This is a genomic window from Shewanella phaeophyticola (assembly GCF_025398315.1).
GTDB classification, from domain to species: Bacteria; Pseudomonadota; Gammaproteobacteria; order Enterobacterales; family Shewanellaceae; genus Shewanella; species Shewanella phaeophyticola.
In genome coordinates this window covers 827,785-840,086 of record NZ_JAODOQ010000001.1, presented here as the reverse complement: position 1 = coordinate 840,086, position 12,302 = coordinate 827,785, and the positions used below count along the sequence as shown (strand labels likewise).

At 42.1% G+C, this 12,302-nt stretch carries 4 protein-coding genes and 3 pseudogenes; 3 read left to right on the top strand and 4 right to left on the bottom strand.

Going from position 1 to position 12,302, the window contains the following annotated elements:
• Positions 1 to 20: 20 nt before the first annotated feature.
• On the bottom strand, positions 21 to 626 hold the full coding sequence (gene grpE / locus N4T56_RS03970) for a nucleotide exchange factor GrpE (RefSeq protein ID WP_188925219.1): 606 nt from the start codon (positions 624 to 626) through the stop codon (positions 21 to 23).
• A 163-nt stretch (positions 627 to 789) separates the two neighbouring features.
• Between grpE and nadK the strand changes: the two genes are divergently transcribed.
• The 3 genes and pseudogenes from nadK (at position 790) to N4T56_RS03955 (ending at position 6,602) form a co-directional block, all read left to right on the top strand.
• A complete protein-coding gene (nadK, locus tag N4T56_RS03965) occupies positions 790 to 1,668 on the top strand; it encodes an NAD(+) kinase (protein ID WP_261732309.1) in 879 nt (292 codons plus the stop codon).
• Positions 1,669 to 1,996: 328 nt separating this feature from the next.
• Complete coding sequence (locus tag N4T56_RS03960; protein WP_261732308.1) at positions 1,997 to 3,649, top strand: L-lactate permease; 1,653 nt, start codon at positions 1,997 to 1,999, stop codon at positions 3,647 to 3,649.
• A 146-nt stretch (positions 3,650 to 3,795) separates the two neighbouring features.
• Positions 3,796 to 6,602, top strand: a pseudogene (locus N4T56_RS03955) (FAD-binding and (Fe-S)-binding domain-containing protein).
• A gap of 118 nt (positions 6,603 to 6,720) precedes the next feature.
• On the opposite strand, the pseudogene N4T56_RS03950 reads toward N4T56_RS03955, so the two are convergent.
• From N4T56_RS03950 to N4T56_RS03935, 3 genes and pseudogenes are all read right to left on the bottom strand, one after another.
• Positions 6,721 to 7,795, bottom strand: a pseudogene (locus tag N4T56_RS03950) (CobW family GTP-binding protein).
• Complete coding sequence (locus tag N4T56_RS03940; protein ID WP_261732305.1) at positions 7,792 to 9,063, bottom strand: DEAD/DEAH box helicase; 1,272 nt, start codon at positions 9,061 to 9,063, stop codon at positions 7,792 to 7,794. The pseudogene N4T56_RS03950 and the gene N4T56_RS03940 overlap by 4 nt, the downstream one beginning before the upstream one ends.
• Positions 9,064 to 9,182: 119 nt before the next feature.
• Positions 9,183 to 12,247, bottom strand: a pseudogene (locus tag N4T56_RS03935) (EAL domain-containing protein).
• Between the last annotated feature and the right edge of the window lie 55 nt (positions 12,248 to 12,302).

Genomic DNA, 12,302 nt, shown 5'->3' with positions numbered 1-12,302 from the left:
ATCTATTATTTGAGTTGAATTTATGCTTCAACGTCTACGCTATTACCGCCTTGAGATACCATTACCATGGCAGGACGTAACAAACGGTCGTTAAGCAAGTAACCTTTTTGCATCACCATCATAACCGTGTTAGCAGGATACTCAGCACTTGGTTGCATACCAATAGCTTGGTGATGGTCAGGGTTAAATGCATCGCCTAGTGGGTTAACTTGGGTGACACCAAATTTTTCTACCGATGTTAAGAAACCTTTCATGGTTAACTCAACGCCTTCATAAATGGCTTTAGTCGCTTCGTCTTCAGGATCTGTTCCCTGTAGCGCACGCTCCATATTATCAATCACTGGCAATAATTCATTGGTGAACTTTTCTAACGCAAACTTACGCGCTTGTTCAACATCTTTTGCTGCACGAGTACGGATATTTTGCGTTTCTGCTGCTGCGCGCATTTCAACATCTTTACGCTCTTCAAGTGCAGCTTGGCTTTCTGCTAATTGCTGCTCTAGTTCTTCAATGCGAAAATTGGCTTGGGTCAATTCATCCATCAAACTCGCTTCATCAGCCACGACTTCAGGTGTTACCACATCTTCCACTTGATCTTGCGGTGCGTTGTTCGATTCGTTGCTCATTTTCACTCCAGCTAAAAAAATGCAATATTGGATATATTAATACAAAAATAAAGTGGCCAACTGCTGATTAATTGACAGCAATTATCACACTTTTAATAAGTTTGTGTATATTATGGGGATCAATTCTTATGTTTCAAGGCCTAAAGGCAGAACAAACACGAATATGACTAAATTGTTCAACACAATCGGACTTATCGGCAAACCACATCACCAAGGGATCAACCAAACCCTGAGACGTTTGCATCACTGGCTCAGTGTTCAGGGCTTTAATGTGATTGTAGAGGAACGTGTATCCGCTGAGCTTGGTAGCGATATCTGTTCGATGGACTTGCCCGAAATGGGCGAGCATTGTGACCTTGCCATCGTGGTGGGTGGCGACGGTAATATGCTGGGTGCTGCACGTGTACTGGCACGTTTTGATGTGGCCGTTATAGGCGTAAACCGAGGTAATCTTGGCTTTTTAACCGACCTGCCTCCCGACAACTTTGAAAATGCATTGTCTAAAGTCTTAGACGGTGAGTTTGAAACTGAACATCGTTTCTTACTCGAAGCGGAAGTTCATCGTCATGGTAAAATCACCTCCAGCAACACTGCTGTCAATGAGGCGGTTTTGCACCCGGGTAAAATTGCGCACATGATCCAATTTGAGGTGTATATCGATGAGCAATTTATGTACAGCCAACGTGCTGATGGCATGATTGTCTCAACCCCTACTGGATCGACTGCCTATTCTTTATCGGCAGGAGGATCGATTTTAACCCCTAATTTACAAGCACTTATTTTAGTACCTATGTTTCCGCATACGCTGTCATGCCGACCGATTGTGGTCGATGCTTGCAGTAATATAAAATTAGTTGTGTCGCCTAACAATGGGGAAAATCTTGAAGTCAGCTGCGATGGTCATGTGCATTTAGCCGTTTTACCAGGTGATGAAATTTTTATTCGTCGCTCTAATGAACGCTTACGATTAATTCATCCTAAAGGGCATAACTACTTTCATGTTCTTCGAAATAAATTAGGTTGGGGCAGTAAACTTTTCTAACCTTTGATAGAGCTCACACCTTGCATCTCTCTCGCGTGAAACCCTTCACATTACCAAGCACTAAATAACGTTATCTTAAGCCACTCGCTAAATCGAGTGGCTTTAATTTTGTGTTTACCTCACAAGCTAAAATGTGATCTAAAACAAACATTAAAAATACAGCTATTAGAGGTAGATCTCACTTCTACTCGCGAGATGTGTTTCCGGTGTATTCGATGATCTCGATCAACACTTTTAACACTTAAATAACGTCTATTACGCCCTAGTTAGCAAAAAGCTAACAAATAATAACAATTTAATACCCACTATTAGTGATACAGAGGTATACATGACATTTTTACAGTTACTAGCAAGCTTAACGCCCATTATAAGCGTAATGATATTTTTAGTACTCATGCGCTTACCGGCATCCAAAGCTATGCCAATATCAGCGATTGCAACAGGTCTGGCTGCAGTCTTTATTTGGCAAATGGACACTACGCTGCTCGCAGCTTCAGTTGTAGAAGGACTTTTATCCGCATTAACACCGCTTACCATTATTTTTGGCGCGGTGTTTTTGTTAAATACCCTTAAATATTCTGGCGCAATGGACACCATCCGCTCAGGTTTTACCAACATTAGCGCCGACGCGCGAGTGCAAGTTGTCATTATATGTTGGTTATTTGGCTCATTTATCGAAGGTTCTGCAGGCTTTGGTACACCAGCGGCAATTGGGGCGCCGTTGTTAGTGTTACTAGGCGTGCCACCTATTGCAGCTGCAGTAGTTGCATTGATAGGTGACTCAACAGCAGTATCATTTGGCGCAATTGGCTTACCCGTATTATTTGGTATGGAGCAAGGCTTAACTGAAGGTGGCGTTAACATGGCTGCGGGTCAATTTGCTGAACATGGCGGCACCTTTGTCGGTTATGCACAGTTTATTGCTAAGCACATGATCACCATCGATTTAATTACCGGTACGCTCATTCCACTCGTCATGGTTTGTGTATTAACCGGTTTCTTTGGTCGTAACAAATCAATTAAAGAAGGCCTACAAATTTGGAAGTTTGCCATTTTTGCAGGTTTTGCATTTACGATTCCAGCATGGTTAATTAACTTCTTCGCTGGCCCAGAGTTTCCATCTGTTATTGGTGCGTTAGTTGGTATGGCGTTAGTCATTCCTGTGGCTAAAAAAGGCTGGTTACTGCCTTCACAACCTTGGTGCGACTTTAGTGAAAATGACAACAAATCTGAAGAAGAGTTAGCGGTTGATCAAACCCCTGTTAAATTTTCTCAAATTGCAGCTTGGTCTCCATATATCATTATGGCAGCGCTATTAGTTCTGTCTCGTGTTATTGGTCCTTTCAAGAGCTGGTTAACGAGTTTCAACATTAGCTGGACAGGATTACTTGGTACTGAGTTAAAAGCGGGCTTTGCCACCTTTTATGCACCCGGCATCTTCTTCGTCGCAGTCTGTTTATTCGGTTTTGTATTATTTAAAATGAAACCAAAAGCAATGCAGCAGTCTTTCACTGTATCGTGCAAATCTATGTTACCGACGATTATTTCATTAGGCGCGTCAGTGCCAATGGTTAAAATCTTCCTAAACTCTGGTGAAAATGGTGCAGGCCTCGCGTCTATGCCAGTTGCGCTAGCTGACTTATTGGCTAGTAGCATGGGAGCTGTTTGGGCATGGGTATCACCGGTTGTGGGGATTTTCGGTGCATTCTTGTCTGGTTCTGCCACCTTCTCAAACATGATGTTCTCTGGTTTACAGTATTCTGTAGCCGACAATATCGGCATGAACCATGCTTTAGCATTAGCACTTCAAGGTATTGGCGCTAACGCTGGTAACATGATGTGTGTGATGAACGTAGTAGCTGCTGCAACTGTTGTAGGTATGGCTGGACGTGAATCTGAAATTATTCGTAAAACAATGCCTATCGCCCTTGGCTATGCCATGGTAGCTGGCACTATCGCAGTGATTTGGGGTGGATTTTAATCCACGCTAATTGCTGTAGAGTATGACAACTCAATGCATTTGAAGCTGCAATAATCAGAAAAAGTTTATTGCAGCTTCTACAATTGAGATTAACGATAGCTGGCAAACATAGCCTGCTAAATATTAGAGTGTTAAGAGAGCAAGTTATGACTATTAACTATCAAGTAGTAATGGATATTTTAACGTCTCAATTGGGAAGCGATGCTGTCTCAAATGATCCTGTACGTCGCTTTGCCTGGTCTACGGATGCGAGTTACTTCCGTATCGTACCAGAAATTGTTGTCCACGCTGATACCGTAGAACAAGTCAAAATCACCCTTAATGTTGCTAGAGCACATAATGTGCCAGTGACATTTCGCGCAGCAGGTACAAGTTTATCTGGTCAAGCTATTGGCGAAGGTATTTTATTAATACTAGGTCATGATGGCTTTAGAACTATTGACATTAGCGAAGATAAATCATCTATTGCGTTAGGTGCTGCAGTTATTGGTTCTGACGCTAACGCGGCATTGAAACCATTTAACAAAAAGATAGGCCCAGACCCAGCTACCCTCGCCTCTGCACAGATTGGCGGCATGGTTGCCAACAACGCATCAGGCATGTGCTGTGGTACAGCACAAAACAGTTACCAAACCATCAAGTCGGCAAAATTAATGCTAGTCGATGGCACTGAATTAGACACAGGTTGCCCTCACTCAAAAGCCGCATTCAGTCAATCGCATGCCATGTTATTAGCAGCGTTAACAGACTTAGCTGAGTTAACTCAAAATAACCCAACGTTAGCGGCACGTATTCGTAAAAAGTTCTCGATTAAAAATACTACGGGTTACAGCATCAACTCTTTGGTCGACTTTACTGACCCATTCGACATCATTAACCACTTGATTGTGGGCTCTGAAGGTACCTTAGCCTTCGTTAATGAAATCACTTACCACACCGTTGAAGAAGCGCAATTTAAAGCCTCTGCCATGGCAGTATTTTTCAACATGGAAGATGCAGCCAGTGCTATCCCATTAATTAAGGGTGACAGTGTTGCTGCGGCAGAATTACTCGACTGGGCGTCAATTAAGTCAGTAACCGGTAAAACGGGGATGCCAGAATGGTTAAGTGAGCTACCTGAAGGTGCAGCCATCCTGTTGATTGAATCTCGCGCCAATGATTCACAAACACTGGATAGCTATACTAGTGACGTTATTGAAAAAATTGCCCACATTAAAACTGAGCGCCCAATTGAGTTCAGTAAAGATCCAGCAGTATTTGGTCAATACTGAAGTCAGTGCGTTCAGGCTTGTTCCCTATTATTGGTGGCGCGCGCCCTAAAGGCACCTCAGTCATTATTGAAGACGTGGCATTTGAACTTGAACATTTAGCAAATGCAGCGGCTGATTTAACCGCGCTATTCCATAAGCACGGCTATCCTGAAGGGGTTATTTACGGCCACGCACTTGCGGGTAACTTCCACTTTATCATCACGCCGACTTTCGCATCACAAGGTGATATCGACCGTTTCCATGCCTTTATGCAAGATGTGGCAGAAATGGTCATCGACAAGTATGACGGTTCAATGAAAGCTGAGCATGGTACAGGCCGTGCGGTAGCGCCATTTGTTGAAATGGAATGGGGTAGCGATGCATATACCCTCATGAAACAGATTAAGCAGATTTTTGACCCTAGCGGTTTATTAAACCCAGGTGTGATATTAAATGATGATGCCCAAGTGCACGTTAAAAATATCAAACCATGTCCAATTGTCGATGATTTTGTCGACAAGTGTATTGAGTGTGGTTTCTGTGAAAAGACCTGCCCAACATCAGCGCTTAACTTCTCGCCACGTCAACGTATTGCCGTGTTACGTGAAATTGAACGTTTAGAGCAATCTGGCGATAAGCAAGCCGCTGCTGAAATGCGTGCCAGTGCCAAATACGATGTTGTTGATACCTGTGCTGCGTGTCAGTTATGTACAATTGCCTGCCCTGTTGATAACAGCATGGGTCAGTTAGTGCGTAAATTACGTACTCCATACATCACCACAACAGAACAAAAAGTACTCGACTTCCAGGCAAAACATTTTGGCGCGGTTAACCAAGTCATCAGTACTGGTTTTGATATCTTAGGCATCCTTCATAAAGTGACCGGTGACACCGTAACTAACTCACTCATGAATGCTGGCCGAATGATCACCAAAGAAGTGCCTTATTGGAACCCTGACTTCCCTAAAGGCGGTAAAGTAGCCAAGCCATCGGCACATAAACCTAACCAACAAACTGTGTTGTACTTCCCAGCTTGTGGTGGCAGAACCTTTGATCCTACACCAAAAGATCCTGACAACCGTACCCTGCCAGAAGTGGTTATTACCTTGTTAGAGCGTGCAGGTTATAACGTGATTATTCCAGACAATACGCGTCATTTATGCTGTGGCCAAATGTGGGAATCAAAAGGCGACTTTAAAAATGCCGACGCCAAGCGTGATGAGCTCATTGATGCGCTAAGTAAGATGTCTGACAATGGTAAAGTCCCTGTCGTGGTTGATGCCTTGTCTTGTACTTACCGTACATTAACAGGCAACCCTAAAGTGGCCATTACCGACCTAGTCGAGTTTATGCACGATAACTTACTGCCTAACATGACGATTACCAAAAAATCTAACGTCACCTTACACCAAGGCTGTAGCGCCCGTAAGATGAAGCTAGAGCCTAAACAACAAGCCATTGCTGATGCATGTGCCAACCATGTGGTATTGCCAGCAGGGATTACTTGTTGCGGTTATGCCGGTGAAAAAGGCTTATATAAGCCAGAAATTAACGCCAGTGCATTACGTAATATCAAAAAACTCATTCCAGCAGAAACCAAAGAAGGTTACTACGCAAACAGAATGTGTGAAGTGGGCTTAACCCAACATAGTGGTATTTCGTACCGTCACTTAGCTTACCTTTTAGAAGAGTGTACTCGTTAAGGGTTGCAAGGTTATTTATGCCTGTTTAAGGGCATAAAACACAATGGGCATTGATATAACATCAATGCCCATTTTTATTGCAGAATGTAAATATATTCTTCAACGTTAAGTGTTACGGCTAAATCACCTCAATACACTCTAAAAGCTGTTGTTGCAAAACATCTGCATCGAGTTGCTTGTCACTAATGATTTCAATCCGCGAATCAAGTGCATCATCATGCTCACCTAGGTTCAAATGACCATCAACCATATTGACGGTTAATACGCCATCAAGTGTAATAACAATGGCTTTTAATCTCAGTACCTTTAACTCTTTTACCGACTCAATCCACTGCATAAACGATTCAAAGCTTAAACAACGCTGACTATCAATAATCCAACCGTAACTGACACAGCCTTCGCCTTGGTTAGTTTTGAAAACATAACCCTGCTGCGCAAGTTGTTGTTGAAACTCATCATCGGTATGGGTTGATGGCGCACTGGGCAAAAACCATTGCTCAGCACCAGGACTCAGCATGCTTTTAGGTTTGAGGGTTGGTAATGGTTGCTTGTGACGTTGAGCAGTTGATTTATCCAGTTGCGTGTAAATGTACTGCAATTGCTCAAGTTGGATAAGTTGGCTGTTATTGTAAATAACCGACGTATCGGCGCGATTAAGCTTTGTCATATAGCCTGTCAAAGCCTGCTTATCTTGCTCAGCATAATATTGGGCTTTATTGGCCATCACAATATCAGCCACCTGTAACTGCTGAATAAAAATCTCGTGGCGGTTATAGCGCTCGTCACTGACTTTACGGGCATCAACGACACATAAACTCGTTTGCACCTTGATAACGTGTTGAAAATGTTCTGCTTGTAAAAGCTTAACGATCTCCGCAGGGTGACTTCAACCCTGTAGGTTCAATCAATAATCTATCTGGTTTTGCTTGCTGGATCAGCTGCGTAATGGCCACTTGTGTAGGCACGCCTGCTGCGCAGCATAAACAACCGCCAGGCACTTCTTTGATGGTTATGCCTGGTGTTGCTTGCGTATGCAACAAACCGCCATCAATGCCAATCTCGCCAAACTCATTGACCAGCACCGCCCACTTTTCATGAGCTGGTTTATTGGCCAATAACTGCTTAATGACTGTGGTTTTGCCCACACCCAAAAAGCCAGTAATAATATTCGTTTTTATCGGTTTAGTGATCATTTTTTGGTTTTCGCGTATTTACCTTTGCGAGTAGGCTTTGCCTCACCTTGTGACGGTTTACCACGTTTATGTTTAAACGCTTTTTTCGGTTTTTCTGGGCTCACATCGCGATACCGAGCAGGTAATGGTGCACCTTCTTCATAACCTTGTGGCGTAACCGTCACTAATGTTTGCCCAATTAGGTGCTCAATTTCAGCTAATAACTCAAGCTCTTGCGGGCTCACTAACGATATCGCTTCACCAGTCAACCCTGCACGGCCTGTACGACCAACGCGGTGTACGTAATCTTCACACTCTTCAGGCAGCTCAAAATTAATCACCCGTGGTAAGGCTTGAATGTCTAAGCCTCTTGCCGCCAAATCAGTCGCAATTAGCACACGTAACTGCCCTGCTTTAAATTCTTCTAACGCGCGATTGCGTGCTCCTTGGCTTTTATCACCGTGGAAGACCGCCGACTTAATACCGTCTAATGACAATTCGCGGTATAAATGCTCTGCCGTTTCTTTGCGGCTAGTAAACACCATGACTTGTTGCCAATTGTGTTTACCAATCAATTCTGACAATAATTCAGCTTTACGGCGCACATCAACTTTATACACTTGCTGGCTAACATTAGCCGCTGTGGTTTGGGTTTCAACGTGCACATATTCAGGTTGGTTAAGCATGTTAGCTGCCAAGCTTTTCACATCGTCAGAGAAGGTCGCAGAAAACATCATTGTATGATGTTGTTTAGCGATTAAACGCTTCACTTTTTCAATGTCTTTAACAAAACCTAAATCGAGCATGCGATCAGCTTCGTCAATGACTAAATGGGTCACTGAAGATAAATCCAATTCATGTTGGCCAATAATGTCAAACAAACGACCTGGTGTAGCCACTAACACATCAACACCCTGCTCTAATGCTTTACGCTGAGGATTAATGCTTGCGCCGCCATAGATTGCCAAACTTGAAAGTTCAGTGAACTGGGCGTATTTCACGAGGTTTTGTTCTATTTGAATAGCCAACTCACGAGTGGGAGTCATGATTAGCACCCGCAATCTTACTGCTGGGCTCAACGCTTCTACCGGCTGCTGCAACAAATGGTGTAACAACGGCAACGCAAATGCCGCCGTTTTACCGGTACCGGTTTCGGCACTGGCCAACACATCTTGCCCATTGAGCGCTAGTGGGATCACCGTTTGTTGAACTGGGGTGGCAGAGTGATAACCTGATTGATTGATCGCATCCAATAACAATGGCGATAATCCTAGCGAAGTAAATGACATAACAAACTCAATAGACAATGAAATAGTCCGCTATTGTATACTAATCTTCGGGCGTATTAACTATTTCAATTAGGGACTGTTGAGTATGTTCCAATCAAAATTGACTAAAATGGATAATGCTATCTGGCTGTAAATTGATTTATCTGAATAGGCTCTGTGCGTTGTTGTAAATAGTTTTGTTCAAACTCTTCATGGCATAAAGCATGTGAAAACCAGTACCCTTGACCATAATCGCAACCCGCCAACTCAAGCAACGCTCGCTGCTCTTCAGTTTCTATGCCCTCAGCAATCACTTTCATGCCCAATTTATGCGCCATTACTATCATCGCTTCACATAGGCTTAAATCGTTACTGTCTGGCATTAGGTTATTCACAAAAGATTTATCAATCTTGAGGTAATCGATATTAAATTTTCGTAAATAAGAAAGCGATGAGTAACCGGTACCAAAATCATCTAAAGCGACCTCAAGCCCAGCATCACGATAGGCCAATAGTTTCGACTCTACATTTTGCTCTTTGTCGAGTAGCAAGCCTTCGGTAATTTCGATACAAATATGATGTGGATTAACATGCAGTTCATCCATTTGTAATAACCAATCCTGAACATCTGTGGTTTCATCTTTAAACTGTACCGGCGATTTATTAATGCTGATTTGAATATCGGCATTAAATATTTCTGCCCATCGAGCAGATTGTTTGACTGCTTGGTTAAATACCCAATTACCGATCTCAATAATCATTCCGGTTTCTTCTGCAATGGGAATAAAATCAGCGGGCGGCACAAACCCCATTGTAGGGTGCTTCCAACGTATAAGGGCTTCTGCTTTTACCACTTTATCTGTGGTCAAATCCACAATGGGTTGATAATACAATTCGAATTGTTGCTGGATAATGGCATTTTTTAACTCTTGTACCAGTACCATACGTTTTTGAGCATCATTTTGCATCTCAGGCGTAAAATAGTTAAATCGATTTCGCCCATGGGTTTTAGCTGAATACATGGCTTGATCAGCATTTTTAAGAAGCGCTTCAGTTGTGGTGGCATCATCAGGGAATAAAGTGATCCCAATACTGCCACTAATATAGGCCGTTTGCTCGCCTAAAATGTAAGGCTCTGCTAACCGTTTAAGGATCTGCCCAGCAACACGATCTACACCATGGTTATCATCTAAATTGGTTAACACTATCGTAAATTCGTCGCCACCCAAACGTGCCACTACATCTGATTCACGTATACAATCTTTTAAACGTTCAGCGGTTTCTAACAACAATACATCACCCATATCATGGCCAAGCGTGTCATTAATTTCTTTAAAATAATCCAAATCTAAAAACATCAATGCAAAATGGTTATGTTGCCTATCACTATGCAGCACTTCTTTACTCAAAAACGCCATTAGCATTCTACGATTTGGTAATCCCGTTAATGCATCATAATTAGCTTGGCGCCAGATTAACTCTTCTGTTTGTTTTTTCTCGGTGATGTCAGAAAACAATGCTACAAACCTAGCTTTATGTGCTTTGGTTTTACTGATGGCATTAATGGTTAATAAGATGAGGTAGTTTTCGCCATTTTTGCGCCTCATCCATACTTCACCTTGCCAACGACCTAATTGATTGAGTTGTTTATCAAGCCTATCGTAAAACTTTTTAGGTTGTAATTCAGATTGAAAAATACGTAGGTGTTGCCCTTGGATTTCATCTCGGTGAAAACCTGTGATCATTGAAAACGCAGGATTAGAATCAATAATAATTCCTTGTGAAGTGAATACGCTCATCGCCTCACTGGAGTTTTGATACACTGATGCAGCAACACTTAATGACTCTTCGAATTGTTTAATATCAGTGATATCACTGACCGTACCACACACTCGCAATGGCTGACCTTTATCATTAACAGCAACCACTTTGCCAGTTTGTAATATCCAACGCGTTTCGCCCTGTAAATTAGTCAATTGATATTCAATGCGTTGATTAACCGTATGCCCTAAACGAATATCGCAAATAGAGCGTAAAAACTTAAATTTATCATGCGGTTTAATTGCCGCGAGCCACATTTTAGGATGATCATTTAATGCCTTAGTAGAACAACACAAAATGTCGGCACTATAACGATTAGTCTTCATTGTATGTTGAACAACATCCCAATCCCATACCCCAAGTTCACTACTGTCAAGTACCAAATCCAGTTGTTCTTTACTTTGTAATAACGCACTTTCTGCTAATTTATGCTGCGTAATATCTAAAAAACCGGCAATCACTAAAAATCCATTATTTTCAGTATTACGTCGGCACACAACCGTGACATGGGTATAAACAATCGACCCGTCTTTCGCGACAAATCGCTTATCTATTTCATATTCGTCTAATTCTCCTTTGACCATTTTGTCATAAAGCAACAAATCTTTATTTAAGTCATCAGGATAAGTTAACTCTGCCCAAGTCAGGGTTTTCAACTCACTCTCACTATAACCGAACATTTCACATAAATAGGGGTTTACTTTGAGCCAATATTTAGCTTTTGAGGTAATTGAAATACCTATGTTGCCAATATCAAATTGACTATTAAACAAAAGTCCTCTTGTAACCTCACTTGCATATCGCGTTCACGAAACACGACAGAACTAAACAAGCGACCAATCACCATTGTCAAAATTGGAAAAATAATCAAAATGGGAATGGCAACAACCTTTATGGCGTCGATACCAAGTTCAATAGGCAGTAAAAAAAGAGATAATAACAACAGAAAGTGGAGTGCTAACCCAACTAAATAAAAGCTCAAGTAGCTAATATCATCCAGTTTGTGTTTGACAAAATAACGCCAGATCAAGCCAAATAAACCACTGAAACATAACATCGTGATGCCAACAAGCATCCCAGTACCGGCTAAATTATAACGGTAAAAAGCCATGCAACTAGCGGCAATTAAGGTGGGCACCAAACCAAAAAATAGGCCAGATAGGCACAATAGCACTGAGCGAGTATCAAATAACAAGCCTTGCTCGAACACTAATGGCGTCATCATGATAATAACGCCAATAATGCCTATTAGTGTTCCCATACCGAGTTGCCATAATGCGAGGTGAGATTGACGTTGATATGATGGGAAAAGCGAATACAAGTATACCAACGCTAATAATAGCCCGGCATTTTCACAAAATGACAAAAAAATATTCAGATTGATCATCTAGACAATTCCCTTACGCAAGCCTATCAAGCTTAATGCATCCTAGCAGTCT

What these genes read in the sequence shown, in the direction of transcription:
- grpE (WP_188925219.1), bottom strand. Translation starts at nt 626, where the DNA reads ATGAGCAACGAATCGAACAACGCACCGCAAGATCAAGTGGAAGATGTG.
- N4T56_RS03940 (WP_261732305.1), bottom strand. Translation starts at nt 9,063, where the DNA reads ATGTCATTTACTTCGCTAGGATTATCGCCATTGTTATTGGATGCGATC.
- nadK (WP_261732309.1), top strand. Translation starts at nt 790, where the DNA reads ATGACTAAATTGTTCAACACAATCGGACTTATCGGCAAACCACATCAC.
- N4T56_RS03960 (WP_261732308.1), top strand. Translation starts at nt 1,997, where the DNA reads ATGACATTTTTACAGTTACTAGCAAGCTTAACGCCCATTATAAGCGTA.